General features: G+C 42.3%; 14 protein-coding genes. 7 read left to right on the top strand and 7 right to left on the bottom strand.

Features of this window, described 5'->3' with window-relative positions; all coding sequences use genetic code 11:
• Positions 1–196: 196 nt before the first annotated feature.
• Complete coding sequence (locus tag HYG89_RS11015) at positions 197–811, bottom strand: TetR/AcrR family transcriptional regulator (RefSeq protein WP_178867479.1); 615 nt, start codon at positions 809–811, stop codon at positions 197–199.
• Positions 812–1,224: 413 nt separating this feature from the next.
• Here HYG89_RS11015 and HYG89_RS11010 point away from each other — a divergent pair, with 413 nt between their 5' ends.
• The 4 genes from HYG89_RS11010 to dnaJ all read left to right on the top strand — a co-directional run bounded on the left by HYG89_RS11010 (position 1,225) and on the right by dnaJ (position 7,259).
• Positions 1,225–2,364 (top strand): efflux RND transporter periplasmic adaptor subunit, encoded by a 1,140-nt coding sequence (locus HYG89_RS11010; RefSeq protein WP_178867477.1) that lies wholly within the window; start codon positions 1,225–1,227, stop codon positions 2,362–2,364.
• Positions 2,365–2,367: 3 nt separating this feature from the next.
• Entirely contained in the window at positions 2,368–5,502 is a 3,135-nt protein-coding gene (locus HYG89_RS11005) for an efflux RND transporter permease subunit (RefSeq protein ID WP_178867475.1), read from the top strand.
• A gap of 135 nt (positions 5,503–5,637) precedes the next feature.
• On the top strand, positions 5,638–6,015 hold the full coding sequence (locus tag HYG89_RS11000) for a hypothetical protein (RefSeq protein ID WP_026438412.1): 378 nt from the start codon (positions 5,638–5,640) through the stop codon (positions 6,013–6,015).
• A gap of 128 nt (positions 6,016–6,143) precedes the next feature.
• Complete coding sequence (gene dnaJ / locus HYG89_RS10995; protein WP_004970338.1) at positions 6,144–7,259, top strand: molecular chaperone DnaJ; 1,116 nt, start codon at positions 6,144–6,146, stop codon at positions 7,257–7,259.
• 94 nt (positions 7,260–7,353) lie between these two features.
• Here the strand turns inward: dnaJ and HYG89_RS10990 are convergent, their stop codons facing one another.
• A complete protein-coding gene (locus HYG89_RS10990; protein ID WP_136143547.1) occupies positions 7,354–7,638 on the bottom strand; it encodes a hypothetical protein in 285 nt (94 codons plus the stop codon).
• Between the two features lie 282 nt (positions 7,639–7,920).
• Here HYG89_RS10990 and dapB point away from each other — a divergent pair, with 282 nt between their 5' ends.
• Together dapB and HYG89_RS10980 are read left to right on the top strand one after the other, a co-directional pair.
• Positions 7,921–8,742 (top strand): 4-hydroxy-tetrahydrodipicolinate reductase, encoded by an 822-nt coding sequence (dapB, locus tag HYG89_RS10985; RefSeq protein WP_178867473.1) that lies wholly within the window; start codon positions 7,921–7,923, stop codon positions 8,740–8,742.
• 132 nt (positions 8,743–8,874) lie between these two features.
• Complete coding sequence (locus HYG89_RS10980) at positions 8,875–9,519, top strand: START domain-containing protein (protein ID WP_178867471.1); 645 nt, start codon at positions 8,875–8,877, stop codon at positions 9,517–9,519.
• A gap of 92 nt (positions 9,520–9,611) precedes the next feature.
• On the opposite strand, the gene HYG89_RS10975 is transcribed toward HYG89_RS10980, so the two are convergent.
• From HYG89_RS10975 to HYG89_RS10955, 5 genes are all read right to left on the bottom strand, one after another.
• Positions 9,612–11,051, bottom strand: a complete 1,440-nt coding sequence (locus HYG89_RS10975) for a capsule assembly Wzi family protein (RefSeq protein ID WP_178867469.1) — start codon at positions 11,049–11,051, stop codon at positions 9,612–9,614.
• A 186-nt stretch (positions 11,052–11,237) separates the two neighbouring features.
• Positions 11,238–11,612 carry an endonuclease domain-containing protein gene (locus HYG89_RS10970; protein WP_178867467.1) on the bottom strand — a complete coding sequence of 125 codons (375 nt, stop codon included), beginning with the start codon at positions 11,610–11,612 and terminating at the stop codon, positions 11,238–11,240.
• A 308-nt stretch (positions 11,613–11,920) separates the two neighbouring features.
• The gene (locus HYG89_RS10965) at positions 11,921–14,119 is read right to left on the bottom strand and encodes a polysaccharide biosynthesis tyrosine autokinase (protein ID WP_178867465.1); all 2,199 of its coding nucleotides are present in this window, start codon (positions 14,117–14,119) and stop codon (positions 11,921–11,923) included.
• Between the two features lie 19 nt (positions 14,120–14,138).
• Complete coding sequence (locus HYG89_RS10960; protein WP_004680161.1) at positions 14,139–14,567, bottom strand: low molecular weight protein-tyrosine-phosphatase; 429 nt, start codon at positions 14,565–14,567, stop codon at positions 14,139–14,141.
• Between the two features lies 1 nt (position 14,568).
• A complete protein-coding gene (locus tag HYG89_RS10955; RefSeq protein ID WP_035363606.1) occupies positions 14,569–15,636 on the bottom strand; it encodes a polysaccharide biosynthesis/export family protein in 1,068 nt (355 codons plus the stop codon).
• A gap of 344 nt (positions 15,637–15,980) precedes the next feature.
• Between HYG89_RS10955 and tviB the strand changes: the two genes are divergently transcribed.
• The gene (gene tviB / locus HYG89_RS10950) at positions 15,981–17,258 is read left to right on the top strand and encodes a Vi polysaccharide biosynthesis UDP-N-acetylglucosamine C-6 dehydrogenase TviB (protein ID WP_178867463.1); all 1,278 of its coding nucleotides are present in this window, start codon (positions 15,981–15,983) and stop codon (positions 17,256–17,258) included.
• The last annotated feature ends 2 nt before the right edge of the window (positions 17,259–17,260 follow it).

Genomic DNA, 17,260 nt, shown 5'->3' with positions numbered 1-17,260 from the left:
GACTATACCCCGATTTAGCTACAATCCAAGCGGGCTATCTACAAAAGTTGCATGGATTTTGTGCATCTGAAGTTATAGTGCCAAACGGCAGTATTTAGGAGAGAAATACAGGGCGGAGATGTGAGTCAGTTGATCATTCGTATATGTGTAAGGTGAGAGTTAGATCTCACATGGTGAGGCTGCGAAATTAGCTTGTTCAGCCATAACGCAGCATAAAAATACCAATTGCATCTTCAATAATCTTTTGAGATTGTGCAGCATCGGGCACGGCACGTACACCAAGCAAAACTTCATGGTGACGTAAACCATGCAGTAAGGAAACGATCAACTCAGTTTGCGTTTTTGGTTCATCGGCCTGAATAAACTGCAATGCAACGGCTTGGCGGAAGAAGTTTTCCCACATCGCGCGAAGTTTGGCATGTGAGGCATTGTAAAACTGTAATGCCAACGGATTTTGCTCAGAGGCGAGTTCCATCAATAAGTGTTCTAGCTTAATTGCCTCAGGCATATTCACCAAAGTTAAGGACAGTTCACAGGCTTGGTATAAAGCCTGCCGAAAATCGCTATTTGCGCTTAAGTGCAAGGGCTGTGCTTTGAGCAGACTTTCACAGGTTTCTTCAATGGCACAGGAAAATAGCGTGGCTTTGTCTTGAAAGTGGTTATACACCGTTAATTTGGTCACGCCTGCTTCACGTGCAATCTGATTCATACTAGAACCATGAAAGCCCAACTTTAAAAACAAATGTTTTGCCGACATTAAAATGCGTTGGCGTTTTTCTAAATCTTTTGGTCGTCCGACATGAATCTGCACACGCTCATCCTAATTTGCATCAGTACAACTGGAAAATGACGCTTCAGTTTTAATTAATGTACCCAGTGGTATATTAATTAAAAAATAATCAATTTAATATAGGGGTTTGCACGCACTTCATAAATGGCTTGCGCTGTAGGCTAAAACTGAGCAGATCAGGCATGAAACGCAGGGAATAGCGAGACTATTACCAAGTTTCATAACGCAATCTGAGAAAGTTTTAGCCACAGTCCTTTGGAACAAGCATATTTTTTACTGCTATTACGTTATGAGTCAGTTACTTAGAATGACTAAGTTTCCTGCCTCATGCCTTATATCAGCTAAAAATATGCGCTGTCGCAAACATAGACGAAGTGTCAGCAAACCCTACCGTATTCTGCCCTAAAAAAAACGTTTAAATAAGAGCAAACCTGATGAACACGACTCAGAATCTCATTGCCAGCCTGATGCTGCTGTGCTGTATCACCCTAATTGGATGCAGCAAGCAAAAAACCGAGGTTGAACAGGAAGTCCCTTTGGTGATGGTGACCCAGCCTAGCAGTTTACATCTTGAGCAAAAAAGCTATGCAGGCGAGGTGCAAGCTCGTCAGCAAACGGCTTTGGCATTTCGGGTTGCAGGGCAAGTTACACAGCGTTTTGCCGATGTGGGAGATCACGTCAAAGTTGGGCAAGTCTTAGCAAAACTGGATGTGCAAGATGCAGCATTGCAGCTCAATGCCGCGCGTGCGCAACTGGAAAGTGCGCAATCTGCTGCAAAAATTGCTAGCGATGAGTTACAGCGTTTTCAGCAATTATTACCCATGAATGCCGTCAGTCGCTCGCAATATGATGCAGTCAAAAACCAATATCAACATGCTATGGCACAGTTGAAACAGGCACAGTCCAATTATGCAGTCAGCAGTAATCAAACCGACTATAACCAGTTACGTGCCACAAAAAATGGTGTGATTACTGAACGCAATATTGAAGTTGGGCAGGTTTTAGCGGCAGGGCAGGTCGCTTATCAATTGGCGATTGATGGGGAGCGTGAAGTCGTGATTGGCGTGCCTGAACAAGCGGTGGGTGAAATTCGAGTCGGGCAAGAGGCAACGGTAAGTTTATGGTCACAACCCGATACCCGTTTTGCAGGTACGGTTCGAGAAATTTCCCCTGCGGCAGATCAGTCGCGTACTTTTAAAGTCAAAGTGGCTTTACGTGAAGGCAATGCACAGATTCAATTGGGGCAAAGTGCGCGGGTATTTCTGACTCGCCAAGCCAATCAGGGTTTATATGTGCCTTTATCTAGCGTATCGGCAACAGGGCAACAGGCTTTTGTTTTGGTTTTGCAGCCGGATTCAACCGTTCGCCAAATTCCCGTTACCTTGGGCGCTTATGGACGGGACAGCGTGCCTGTACTCAGGGGCTTGCAGCCGCAAGATTATGTGGTGATGGGTGGGGTACATTTACTGCGTGATCGACAAAAAATCCGCCCAATTAACCGTGACAATCAAGCTGTACAGGCGGTCAATCCAACCGCTCAGGCAGCTCCTGCTGCTACACAGACGGAGCGTTAAAATATGAATTTTAACTTATCCGAATGGGCGTTAAAAAATAAGGGTTTAGTGGTCTACTTGATGCTGTTGTTGGGCATTGTCGGGATTTTTTCCTACTCTAAACTGGCACAAAGTGAAGATCCGCCGTTTACCTTTAAAGTGATGGTGATTCAAACCTATTGGCCAGGAGCGAGTGCCAAAGAGGTATCCTTACAAGTCACTGACCGTATTGAAAAAGAATTGATGAGCACGGGCGATTATGAACGCATCATGGCCTATTCGCGTCCGGGCGAGTCCATGGTGACTTTTATTGCCAAAGATTCCATGCGTTCCAGCCAAATTCCAGATGTCTGGTATAAGGTGCGTAAAAAGGTCAATGACATTCGCCATGAATTGCCACAAGGGGTACAAGGCCCATTTTTTAATGATGAATTTGGCGACACTTTTGGTAATATTTATGTGCTGACAGGCGCAGACTATGATTACGCTACCCTCAAAGAATATGCCGACCGTTTGCAACTACAATTGCAGCGGGTCAAAGATGTGGCCAAAGTCAATTTGGTCGGTTTGCAAGACCAAAAAATCTGGATTGAGTTGTCTAATACCAAAGCCGCACAACTCGGCATTCCTGTTAGCGCGATTCAGCAAGCCTTACAACAACAAAACAGCATGGCAAGCGCAGGTTTTTTTGAAACCAATTCAGACCGTATTCAGGTACGTGTGAGTGGTGCATTGAACAGTGTTGATGAGCTGAAACAAATGCCACTGTTGGTGAATGGCACCACCATTCAACTGGGCGATGTTGCCGAGGTCTATCGTGGGTTTAGCGAACCTGCCCAACCACGTATGCGCTTTATGGGCGAAAACGGCATTGGCATTGCGGTGTCGATGCGTAAAGGCGGAGACATTTTGGCTTTGGGTAAAAATCTGGAAACAGAATTTGCCCGTTTGCAAAAAACTTTGCCTATAGGCATGCAACTGCAAAAAGTGTCTGATCAACCTGTAGCGGTAAAACACAGCGTCAATGAATTTATGAAAGTCTTGGCTGAGGCGGTGATTATCGTGCTTTTGGTCAGCTTCTTTTCATTGGGTTTTCGTACTGGCTTGGTGGTGGCATTTTCCATTCCACTGGTCTTGGCGATGACTTTTGCAGGTATGCATTTGTTTGATGTCGGGCTGCACAAAATTTCACTCGGTGCGCTTATTCTAGCGCTCGGATTATTGGTGGATGACGCGATTATCGCCATTGAAATGATGGCAATTAAGATGGAGCAAGGCTATAGCCGCTTGCAAGCGGCAGGTCATGCGTGGCGAACGACTGCTTTTCCTATGCTGACTGGGACATTGATTACCGCAGCAGGTTTTTTACCCATTGCCACAGCAGCCTCAAGTACAGGGGAATATACCCGTTCCATCTTCCAAGTGGTCACCATAGCTTTGGTGGTGTCCTGGTTTGCTGCCGTGCTATTCGTGCCTTATCTAGGCGATAAATTATTGCCAGATTTTCAGCGTCATGCACAGCGAGCGCCGTGGTATCAACGTCTTTGGGCGCGTTTAGGTAAACAAGCTGAGCCGCAGCCTGTGCTACAGCCAACAGGTGAATTACACGACCCTTATCAAACCCGCTTTTATCAAGTGTTTCGAAGTTGGGTCAATACCTGTGTGCGCTATCGTAAAACTGTCATTGCAGCGACCGTAGCCATTTTTGTCCTGTCGATTGCCATGTTTAAATTGGTACCGCAGCAATTCTTTCCGCCTTCCAATCGGGCAGAAATTTTAGTCGATTTAAAACTCGAAGAGGGTGCATCCTTAACAGCCACAGAAGCAGCCGTTAAAAAAGTTGAAAAGTTCTTGGCGCAACAACAAGGCATCGACAATTATGTAGCCTATGTTGGCACAGGCTCACCGCGTTTCTATTTACCCTTAGATCAGCAATTGCCGCAAGCCAGTTTTGCCCAATTTGTGGTGTTGGCATCGTCCTTAGAAGACCGCAATGAAATTCGTCGTAATTTATCAGAGCAAATTCGCTTGTTATTGCCAGAGGTGCGTACTCGCGTGTCATTATTGGAAAATGGCCCACCAGTGGGTTATCCATTGCAATTCCGCGTGTCAGGAGAAGACTTGGCACAAGTGCGACAATGGGCACAGCAAGTCGCAGCCACCATCAGTGCCAATCCAAACAGTACCAATGTGCATTTAGATTGGGGTGAGCCGAGCAAAGTCATTCAATTGCAGATTGATCAAGACCGTGCCCGTCAAATGGGGGTGTCGAGTCTGGATTTAGCTAACTTCCTTAATAGCTCTATCAGTGGCGCGGCTATTAACCAGTATCGTGAAAAACGTGAACTGATTGAAATCCGTTTACGTGGTGATCAAACCGAGCGCCTAGATGTCGCATCTTTAAGCAGTTTGGCTATACCGACTTCACGTGGAACATCGGTGCCGTTGGCGCAAATTGCACACATTGAATACCGTTTTGAAGAAGGCTTAATTTGGCATCGTAACCGCTTGCCGACCATTACCGTACGTGGTGATATTCGTAGCAATTTGCAACCTGCAACGGTGGTGGCAGAACTGTCTGAACCGATGGCGGCCCTGCGTGAAAAGTTGCCAAGTGGCTATTTAATTGAAGTGGGTGGCACGGTTGAAGAATCGGCACGTGGGCAAAAGTCAGTCAATGCAGGCATGCCATTTTTCCTTGCCGTGGTGATGACTTTGTTGATGATTCAGCTGCGTAGCATGTCCCGTGCATTCATCGTGTTTTTAACTGCACCGCTCGGCATTATTGGCGTGGTATTGTTCCTGTTGCTGTTTAACAAACCCTTTGGTTTTGTGGCGATGCTTGGCACGATTGCCTTATCGGGCATGATTATGCGCAATTCCCTGATTTTAATTGATCAGATTGAGCAGGATATTCGAGCAGGAGAGTTACAGTGGGATGCGATTATTAACGCCACGGTACGCCGTTGTCGTCCAATTGTACTGACCGCTTTGGCGGCAGTATTGGCCATGATTCCACTTTCTCGCAGTATTTTCTTTGGCCCGATGGCTGTGGCAATTATGGGTGGATTAATTGTCGCGACCTTATTAACTCTGTTCTTTTTACCTGCGTTATACGCCCAGTGGTTTAAAGTGAAAAAAAATCCACATAATCTGTAAAAGTGACATAATAACGGGTGCGAAACTTGGAAAATTTCAATATAGTAGCACCTTATATTTTTCAGCCTTTGCATACGTCACAGCATGCGCCAGATTAAAAAATAAAGCATGGCACAGATGGGGTTAAATCACATTATGAAGCAAGATAACTTGGTAAAGTTTCGCCGGTCTGTCGCGATCTCTTACGTGTTTATGTTTTTTGCTTTATTTACTGTGGTGAGTGGTGCATTGGCGTATTGGTATGCCCGTAAAGTGATTGTGGTCGATAGCACTGAAGTCTGGTTACAGGCACAGGCTTTATGGATCATGCGTAATGTGGTGATTTACAGTGTATTGGCATTGTTTGCTGCATTGTGGTTTATTCCATTGGCCTTTTTTCCTTGGGATGCCTTTTTATGGGTCAAAGCCTGCACCGTAGCAGGTGTGGTCTTTGCCGTGATTGCCTTCTTATTTTTAATCAATGCTTGGATTAAAGGGCTATCCAAATTTTTGAAAAATAAAGCCGTATTCTAAGGACTTTTCGCGTTTATTCAGCAGGCAGCTAAAATTTTTAACAGCTTTCCCTTGTAAAACTCAGTTTGACCCCAATTTCAGACTTCAGTTAAGTTTTAAATAGAATTCCGTGAGGAGCATCGCCAGACATGGCTAAACGTGATTATTATGAGGTTTTGGGCGTCTCTAAAACCGCTAGTGATGATGAAATTAAAAAAGCCTACCGTAAGTTGGCGATGAAATATCATCCAGACCGTAACCCGGACAATCCTGAAGCTGAAGAGAAGTTTAAAGAAGCTTCAGAAGCGTATGAAGTTCTGTCAGACAGCGAAAAACGCAGCATGTACGACCGTATGGGCCATCAAGCCTTTGAAGGTGGTATGGGCGGTGGTGCTGGCGGCTTCGGTGGTTTCAGTGCGGAAGATATTTTCAGCCAGTTTGGAGATATTTTCGGTGGAGCCTTTGGTGGGGGGGGGCGTGGCCAGCAACGTCAACGCCGTGGTTCAGACTTACGCTATGTGATGGAATTGACGCTTGAAGAAGCAGTCAAAGGCGTTAAGAAAACCATCACCTTTACAGCACCTGCGCCATGTGAAGCTTGTGATGGTAAAGGCTCGGAAAATCCAAATGATGTTGAAACCTGTCCAACCTGTCATGGTGCGGGTCAAGTACGCATGCAACAAGGGTTCTTCTCGGTACAGCAAACCTGTAGTACCTGTCGTGGTCAGGGCAAAATCATCAAGAATCCATGTAAAAAATGTCATGGTTCGGGGGTGTCAGACCGTCAACAAACTCTTGAAGTGACCATTCCTGCAGGGGTGGACAATGGCGACCGCGTACGCTTAACAGGTAAAGGTGAAGCGATTCGTGATGGTCAATCGGGAGATTTATACGTAGAAGTGGTGGTGCGTGAGCACGAAATCTTCCAGCGTGATGGTGCTGATCTGTATATGGATGTGCCTGTTAGCATTGCCGATGCTGCTTTAGGTAAGGAAATTGAAATTCCGACTCTAGATGGTCGCGTGAGCCTGAAAGTACCTGAGGGAACACAAACGGGTAAATTGTTCCGTTTGCGTGGTAAAGGGGTAAAACCTGTGCGTACCAGTATGCAGGGCGATTTACTCTGCCGTATTGTGGTGGAAACACCTGTGAATTTAACGGCACGTCAGCGTGAATTGTTAAAAGAGTTGCAGACGACGATGGAAGGTGAGGGCAGTCAGTCATCACCAAAGAAGAAGTCTTTCTTTGATCGTTTGTTTGATTAAGGAAACCTAGGTTAGGTATGTCAAAGCACGACCTCATCTAAACTCAAAAATAAAGGCGATCTTGAAGATCGCCTTTGTTGTATCTGCTGTACTCTTATTCGACTTCAGGTACATCAATCTCTAAAACATCCACCATTTCAGTCGTTGCTGTTTCAACGGTAGTTTGTGGTTGAACGGTTGCAACAACCCCATGTTCTGCTGCTGTTTCTTCTAGTTCAGGTGCATCGACTTCAACAGCAAGAGGTTCTTGTAGCGTCACGCTAATACGGACTTTAGACAGGCTTTCAAGCGTATCACCTTCTTGAAGTGCAGGCTCTGCAAATACGGATGCTGTGCTCATGCCCAACAATAATGCCAATACAATTTTCTTCGAATGCATGTAAATCCCCTTTAATTTTTGCAGTTGTTATCATTCGTGCAGGCTAGTCTGCGCATACAAGTTTGCAAATTTGTGAAATAAAATAAAAAATGAGTATTTTCAGATAAATTTTTAGCATCGCTTCGTTAAAAGTTTACCTGAGGTATGTAAAGTGACCATCAGCAGCCCAGTCAAAGTCGCTTTCCGATAAAAATAAACCCAGAAACTTGGCAGACAAACTTAGTCTAGGCAGCGAGTTTTGCTATAGTAAGCACAATTTAGAATCTATTTTAGGAATATGCTATGTCAGCAACTCCACGCATTGGTGTATTAGGCGCAGGCGGCCGTATGGGGCGCATCTTAATTCAAGCCGTTCAAGAAGCAGGCTACCAATTGGCAGCCGCAGTCGAACGCCCAGAAAGCAGTCTCTTGGGGGCAGATGCAGGAGAGCTGGCAGGTGTGGGTACACTCGGTGTGAAAGTCGTGGGCAGCCTAGAACAAGTATTAGCTGACTGTGATGTCGTAATCGACTTTACCGCACCAGCCGCCACAGCACAGCACTTAAAGCTTTGTCGTGAAGCAGGCGTGGCGATTGTGATTGGCACCACAGGCATGAATGATGAACAAAAAGCACTCTTAGAAGAATCGGCTCAACAGACGCCAGTGGTGTATGCCGCCAACTATTCAGTTGGGGTAAACGTATCTATTAAACTGTTGGAACTGGCAGCCAAAGTCTTTGGTGATAGTGTAGATATTGAAGTGATTGAAGCGCATCATCGTCATAAAGTCGATGCACCATCAGGCACGGCATTAATGATGGGTGAGGCTATTGCAGCAACCTTAGGTCGTGATTTAAAACACGATGCTGTTTACTGCCGCGAAGGACACACAGGGCCACGTGAACGTAAAAGTATTGGTTTCCAAACCATTCGTGGTGGCGACATTGTGGGTGAACATACTGCGATGTTTATTGCCGATGGCGAGCGTGTGGAAATTACCCACAAAGCCACCAACCGCATGAACTTTGCTGCAGGTGCTGTGCGTGCTGCAGCGTGGGTGGTGGGACGCGAAGCGCGTAAATACGATATGAAAGATGTTCTTGGATTTAACGAGATTCAGGTTTAAAAACTGCGCAGGAATCCGAAATAGATAAAAATGACTTGAACAATTTTCAATCTGCCGCTAAAACTAGGGTCTGATGTCATGGATGATGACGCATCAGACCCGATCTAAAACTAAAATAAGATGCAAAATAAAATGAAAAAATCTCTGCTGATGCTTGGGTTAAGCACCTGTATTTGTGCGGCCTCTGCACAAAATATTGAACATGCCAAACTGAGCATACATAAAAACAATATTAAAGTCTGGACCTTCCAACAGCAGTCTAGCCCTGTGTTTTTGTATAAGGCCGAAACCACCTTCAATGTACCTTTAGAAAAAGCTGCTGCCTTAATTTTAGATGTTGATCATGCCGTGAAATGGGTGCCTTATGTGGGCAGTGTCAAAGTCTTGTCACGTAATGACCAAAAAGGTGAGTTCTTGCTGTATATGGTGCTGGATTTTCCTTTTCCGCTAAAAGATCGTGATTTGGTGGTCAAAGGCAAAATGAGCAAAGATGCGCAAGGTATGGTTAGTATTAAAAATAAAGCCATTGAGGGGGGCTATCCCTTGAACCCAGATTATGTGCGTATTCAGGATTACGAAGGCGACTGGACATTTCAAAAACTAGGTAATCACAAAGTCAAAGTCAGTACCTATGGCTATGCTAACCCTGAAGGCTCGATTCCTTTAAGTTTTGTGAATATGTTTGTGCAACAGCAACCGTATCAAATGCTGCAAAAAATGAAAATTGAATTAAGCAAAAGCGGTAGTTATAAGGCGTTGCCTGAAATTTTGCGTTAAATAATGGAGTTGCGCTGAATTTTTAATTTTAGAAAAATGGATGAAATCGGTGTCGATCTCATCCACGAAGTATTTCGGTCTAGCGGGTAGAATTAATAAGAAAACAGCCCTTTTTCTAAAGGAAATTCAATGCCAATCGATGCACCACCATCATTGCCATGGACATCTGAATCGCTAATCCAGCCATTCAGTTTAAGTGGAATATCTGGGCGTAAATAGTGTGTCCAAGTCAAATCCAAAGCTTTTAACTGATCTTTTTCAGGGAAAGCTTGGTTAGTTGTGCGGTTTGATTCATTCAATTTGGCAAACAGCATACGTGCATTCACGCGGTTCATACGATCAAAACGAATATCACCACCGACTGAAATCATTTGTCCATCACCGCCGATAGCATGCGCTAAAGGATAGCCATGTTGGTAGAAACCGTCAGTATAGGTGCTGTGATTATAAGTAATACCTTGTGCTGTACCGTTGGTACGGGTGTCAGCCCATTCGGTATAGAGTTGGAACGGCATATTATGATAACTTGATGAATAATCTACCCCAGCCAAATACATTTTTTTTGAAGGTAAGCCGCCTGCTTCATCTTCACCAGCATATTGTGCATAAACACCCATTGGCACTTGTAGCAATGGCTGTAGGTTTAAGCGTGCATCAAAGCCTGCCACTTGGTTAGATGGGTTAGGAGTATCTCCATACACATTATCTTTACCAATCACCGCATCCCAGAATGAGTCAAAACTTTCTGGACGATTTTCACCCCCCCATTGAAAGGCACGTGATGCACCCAATTCCAAATAGGGTAGCGGTTGTGCAGTGACACGTAAACCAATCAATTTGGCATCGGGTACATCATCATAATCATGTAACTGACCTGCAAAGGCTTGATATTGCCATGGGCCAATCCATGATAACCATTTGTTGCTGAAAGCTTGTTGTTCAGCACGTTGCATAGTTACGCCGTAAACTGGGCGGCTAGCATCGCCACGAATTAAACTGCCGTCATGGGCAGGCCCCCAATAGGTTGGAATTTGCCCTGCAATGAGCCATTGATTCCAAAGTTTGGCTGCAATATAGGAACCTTCAACATTGACATCTTGATCGTTATCAATTTGTGGGTCTTTTTCTGCATTGACCCGAATTTTAGCATCCCAGTTTTGATTGCCTGCATTGAGTTCCAAGCCTGCTTGATATTGCGCTTTTTGTTGGTCGCCAAAGGCTTGTGGAATATTTTTTTGATCTGTTTCTGCAAAAAGCGAGGCTTTGAGCAGTTGGTTATTGGCATTTAAATGTGCCACCACTGCATCGATGACTTTTTGTTGATTGTTGTTGCTGACTTTGGCTTGAGAAAGTGCACGTTGAATTTCATCACCACTCATAGGCCAAGTTGACGTACTAATTTGAATGACGCCTTGCTGATTTAGCCAATTTAAATCGGTACGTAAGTTTTGGTCATTTAAGACAATGCCTTGGGCAAAGGTTAAGGATGAGCTTAATGCCAGTGTCGCCAGCAGCGCTTTGGGTGCAAACATGCTTATATATTCTCAGCGTTTATAAACTGTAAACAAGATAGGTTTTTGAGTGGATTTTTGCAATGTGAATTGTTGAGTATTGTTGTAAATTTCAACAGAAAATTCTTCTGTAAAAGGGGGGGAGGTGCACAAGTGGAACTTTGTGTGGAACTTTGTAATGAATGTTCCTCCCTTTTTAAAGGGAGGTTAGGAGGGATTATCAGCGTGTTGACTTAAAATCACATTTTCAATGGTTTGGATGACTGCATCGAGTTCATGCAAAATTTGTAAATTGTTAAATCTTAACACCGTTAAATTTAACTGTGTTAAAGCCTGATCACGTAATAAATCATACTTTAAGCCTTTTTCGTTCAAATGTTGGCTGCCATCGCATTCAATAATTAAACTTGCCGCAGGACAGTAAAAATCTACAATAAAATTCAGAATAGGCTTTTGCCGGTAAAACTGTAAGCCCAAGAGTTGTTTTTGACGCAGTCGTAACCAGAGTTTTTGTTCTGCTTCGGTCATATTGTTTCTTAACTGTCGTGCGTTATATTTTAAATTTTTGTTATAGGGTTGCATGGTTTTTTATTCTTTGTTTTAAAAAGTGGTTTATTTTTAATTAGCTTTCTTGTGACATACATAGCTCATCTTTTTAGATTTTTTTAATCCCCCTCCATCCCCCTTTTTCAAAGGGGGAAGCTAGCACGAGCATATAGCTCACCTTTTTCAAAGGGGAGGCTAGCACAAGCAGAGGCTTTGTAATGAAACATTCCTCCCTTTTTTAAAGGGAGGTTAGGAGGGATTTTAACGTTGGTGGCTTTTGCCTTATAGCTCATCTTTGACAGTGGAGGAAGCCTAGCACCAGCAAAAAGGTTAGATTGAATAAATCAATCCTCATTCTTATTGGCTTTATAGGCATAAGCATAGTTATAACCATAACTGCCACCCGCTTCACGTTGAATATCATTCAAAATAAAGCCGTTGACTTTCACGCCAGCTTGTTCAAAGCGGTTAACAGTCATTTCAAGCTCTTTCATTTGCGTCTTGGCATAACGTGCCACAACCAAATTCACACCCGCATATTGTGAAATAATAATCCCATCAGTGACGGCAAGAACTGGCGGGGTATCAATCAGAATATGGTCAAACTGACTCGACAAGTGCGTGAGCATGTCTGCAAATTTTTGCGTGCTTAACAATTCTGACGGATTAGCAGGGCTTTTGCCGCGACTGATGAAGCTTAAATTTTCAACTTCAGTATTGCGCACAACACTGCCTAACTCTTGTTGACCATTCAGGTATTCGGTTAAGCCAGGCTTAGGGTCGTAATTAAAGTATTTGTGCATATAACCGCGACGTAAATCGGCATCAATCAATAATACGCGCTTATCACTTTGCGCCAAAATGGTGGCTAGGTTGGTTGAAATAAACGATTTACCCAACTCTGGTGCAGGGCCAGAAATCATAATGATATTGTTTTTGGCACTGCTTAAAGCAAAGTGAATAGCAGTACGCATGCTGCGCAGGCTTTCAATGGCAATATCATCACTATTTTTAACCGCAAGAATAGGAATATTCTTTTTCTTTTTCAGAATGTTAATACGGCTTTCTTGCACAGGTGATCGTGGTACAGTGGCATAAACAGGTAAATCAAGTTCATTTTCAATTTGATTCGAGTCTTTAATACCTGAGCGCAACATATTACGGAGTAAGGCCAACAATGTACCCAGAAAACCACCTACAAAAATAGCAAGTACTAATGTGATGAGCTTTTTAGGTTTAATTGGTTTTACAGGTTCAATTGCCGTATCAATAATGCGCACATTACCAATTTCACCTGCTTTGGCAATTTTGAGTTGTTGGTAGCTATTCAATAACGCAGTGTATAACTCAGTATTTACCTTAACATCGCGGTACAGTTGTAAGTACAGTCGCTGGGTTTCAGGTAAACGCTTAATGGATTGAGTCATTTCTGAAGTTTTTTTGTTAATTTCAGAAAGTTGAGCGTTAATTGCTGACATTAATGGGTGGTCAGGCGTATATTTTGAAGAGAGTTCTGCTTGTTGCTGTTGTAGTTGGATTTTTAATTTTTCCAGCTCAACATTCTGCTTTAGCATTAGCTCCGCTTCTTGTGTTACATCAATTGTGTTGTATTGTTCTCGGAAACGGTTAAATTTAATTTCAGAGTCTTCGAGTTGTTGTTTTAACTCAGGCAGTTGCTTTTCAAGGAAGCTCAATGTTTGAGCCGATTCCAGTGATTTACGTTCAATATTTTGTGTTTGGTAAATATTTAAGATGTGGTTAAGTACTTGTGTGATATGTTCTTTATCTTCACCATTGTAGTTAAGACCAATCACACCAGAGTTTTTACCTCTTTCCGCTACGCCGTAATCTTTTTTAATCCATTGTACGGCTGAAGGCATAGATAATTTAGTGACTGAAAAATCATGCGATATAGGGTTTTTCGCATAAATTTGAATTTTCCATAAACCTTTCTGATCTAGGCTTTGATTGATCGCATTTAACTTGCCTTTAAACACTACATCTTTTTTATAAGACAGGCTAAAATCTTGTCCATTGATAAAGTTTAGTGTGAGTTTTTTATCTAGATAAAAGTTCGGCACATCAAAAGATTGAATAACAAATACATTTTTTTTATCTTGCCAAGTCACAACATTATTTTTATAGATAACTTTACTTTGAACTGTGTTGAGCAAGCGATACGTCAAGCTACTTTGTTCATCGGTGATACGAATATCTAGCTTTAAGTCTTGTATAGTTTGTCCGAGCACTTTGCGCGAGTTTAAGATTTCAATTTCCGCATCTGCAACTGACTTTCCACCCATTCCTCCAGGTAGTGCGCTTCCTAAATCCCCTAAAAGAGCTGCGGCACCAGCACCTTTAGCGTCCTCAACCTGAATCATAGCATCCGTTGAGTAGACATTTGGCGTTACTTTTAAGTAAAGGAGAGCGAAAACGAGGCTAAGGAGTGTACATAGAGCAATGAGCTTCCATTGCGACAGCAAAGAAAAGAATAATTCTTTTAAGTCAATGGTATCGTCTTGAGGTGTGCTATTCGAATTCATGAAATAAAACTGCTAAAAATTAAAAATGGGATTGCCAGTCAGAAACGTATTTTTGAATGTTGCGACAAGTTTCATCAAAAAAAGCTTGATCATGTTGATAAGGATCGGGCACATTTTGATTTTGCCAATGCCCCAAACGAAAAACCTTTCCTTTGGCAAAAGACCAAGTTTGCTCAAGATGTTTTTTTTGATTATTACTCATGACTAAAATTAAATCTGATTTTTTAATCATTTCGGCAGTAATTTGTCTGGCAATGTGTGGACGCATATCAATATTCAGCTGATCCATACAGTGTATAGCTTTTGCATCTGCCGAATGTCCAGACATTGCAGAGAGACCTGCAGACTCAATATTTAAATTGGGATGATTGTTTTTTAGGAAATATTCAGCCATTGGACTACGACATATATTTCCAATGCATACAACCAAAACATTTTGAATTTGCATGCTATTTACCTAACTGGTCAAATGTGTAAAGTGCACTCGAGAAAGGCACAATTTGATTCATGATACGTTGCCAGCGTGTGAGCCCCGTTGCATCGATATATACAATATCATTTTTTTGCATCTGAAATTGATTCGCTAAAGCCAAATTGCCTAAGCTGCTTAAGTTCAAATGATAAATTGTAGAGGTTTTAGTGCTTAAATCTGTGCGCATCACAAAAATACGTGCAGCACTAGCAGAATAAGGGTTAACACCTTCACTTTCACCCAATACATCACTTAAGGTCATGCCTTGATCACGTAAAGTAAGTGCCTGGCTTTTATTTGACTCACCCATAACGTATAGCTTTTGATTTTGTTTTGCATTTACAAAAATTGTGTCATTGGGCTGAATAAGTAAGTTGTGCAAAGACAACCCTTGCTTTTCTAATTCTACAGCATTTAAGTGATAGGTTTGCCCTTGTCGGATCAGTTGAATATTGGTGTTATCACCTGTTTCAGTATTTACGCCACCTGCTTGTCCCAAAGCTGTATAAACACTGATAGGTTGGTCGTTTAATGTGTACTGACCGCTACGCATGACTTGACCATTTACAAAATAGCGGCGTCCTTCATAAGAAAGAACGCGCACAACTACATCTGGGTGTTTTAAATAGCGCGAAAATTGTGAGCGTAAATATTGATTGGTTTCAGCCAGTGTTTTGCCAGCAACTTTGACTTGTCCAAGTAGAGGTAAGTATACATTGCCATTTGGGTCAATTGGATAGCCAGCCGCTTTGATATTACTAATATCTTGGATAGGTGGTGTAATCTCAGGGTAAGCCCAAAGCTGAATTGAAAGTACATCACCTGCAGTTAAACGGTAAATGTGTTGCTTATTGTTAAATAAATGATAGGTTGAATTTGCACTCTGAATATTATTGAGCAAGTGGCTAGGTAAATTGTCCTGTGTTAGCTGAACGACCGTTAGTTGGGCGCCTTGGTCTGTTTGATACGCACCTTGTGTAGGTAGGTCATAGGTTTGTAAGCCAGAGGTCACAGCACAGCCAGTGGCGGCAATGCCACATGCCATTAAAACAGCCAGTTGAAAGTGTCGCACTCGAGATTCCATTTTTAATTTATTAAAATATTTAAATCAATTCCCGCCATTTTACCGAACTTGTCAAATAGGTACATAGCAATTTGTAATCATTTTGCAGATTCTGTCAAATTCCTTGCGAAAAAAATGATAAAAATCGCAAATTGTGAATTTAATCTAAATTAAAAAAAGTTGAATAGTCACAAAAACTATACACTGATGCATCTTTCAACTAATTTGAGCACAAATCATAATAGAAATTTCATAAATTTCTGCTAGTATTCCCGCCGAAAGATTCATTCTTCATAAAATTCAGATATAAATTTAAAGGCGCTCAAATGCTACAGCTTTCAGACCTAAAAATTGCCATTATTGGTTTAGGCTATGTCGGGTTACCCCTAGCGGTTGAATTCGGTAAGCAGTTGCCTGTGGTGGGTTTTGATATTCAGCAAAAACGCATACAAGAATTACAAAGTGGGCAAGATCATACCTTAGAAGTGTCGTCAGAAGAACTTAAACAAGCGACACAATTGACTTATTCTGCTCATTTAGATGACCTACGCAGCTGCAATTTTTTTATTGTGACTGTCCCAACCCCAATTGATGAGTTTAAACAACCCGATTTGACTCCGCTCATTAAAGCCTCTACCAGTATTGGGAAAGTACTTAAAAAAGGCGATGTGGTGGTGTATGAGTCTACCGTGTACCCCGGTGCTACCGAAGAAGCCTGTATTCCAGTTTTGGAACAAGTGTCTGGATTAAAATTCAATCAGGATTTTTTTGCAGGCTATAGCCCAGAACGGATTAACCCAGGCGATAAGCTGCACCGTGTGACCAATATTTTAAAAATAACATCGGGTTCTACCCCGGAAGTTGCAGACTTTGTCGATGCAGTCTATCAACTGATTGTGACTGCAGGTACACATAAAGCACCGAGTATAAAAGTGGCTGAAGCAGCCAAGGTCATTGAAAATACCCAACGTGATGTGAACATTGCTTTAATTAATGAATTAGCCGTGATCTTTAATAAGTTGGGTATTGATACTGAAGCGGTTTTACAGGCTGCGGGAACTAAGTGGAATTTTCTACCTTTCCGTCCAGGTTTAGTCGGTGGGCACTGTATTGGGGTAGACCCGTATTATTTAACCCATAAAGCCCAATCTTTAGGCTTGCATCCAGAAATTATTTTAGCGGCACGTCGTTTAAATGACCGTATGGGTGAATATGTTGCAACACAATTGATTAAAGAGATGGTGAAGCAGCGTATACAAGTGGTCGGTTCAAAAATTTTAGTGATGGGCCTGAGTTTTAAAGAAAACTGTCCTGATATTCGCAATACTAAAATTGTAGATATGGTCAAAGCTTTAAAAGAATATGATTTAGATTTAGATATTTATGACCCTTGGGTGGATCCGTTAGATGCTGCCAAGGAATATGGTATAGACCCTGTTTCTAGTTTGGCGAACGGTAAATATGATGCCATTGTTTTAGCAGTTGCGCATGATCAGTTTAAACAGATGTCTATAGATGAATTTAAAGTAGTGGCAAAAGAAAAATATGTTTTATACGATTTAAAATACATTCTAAATCAGTTAGATGTGGATATTCGACTGTAAGT

The sequence above is a fragment of the Acinetobacter sp. SwsAc5 genome, from assembly GCF_013391485.1.
Classification (GTDB): Bacteria; Pseudomonadota; Gammaproteobacteria; order Pseudomonadales; family Moraxellaceae; genus Acinetobacter; species Acinetobacter towneri.
The sequence above is the reverse complement of the archived record's forward strand: the minus strand, read 5'-3'. Positions and strand labels throughout refer to the sequence as shown.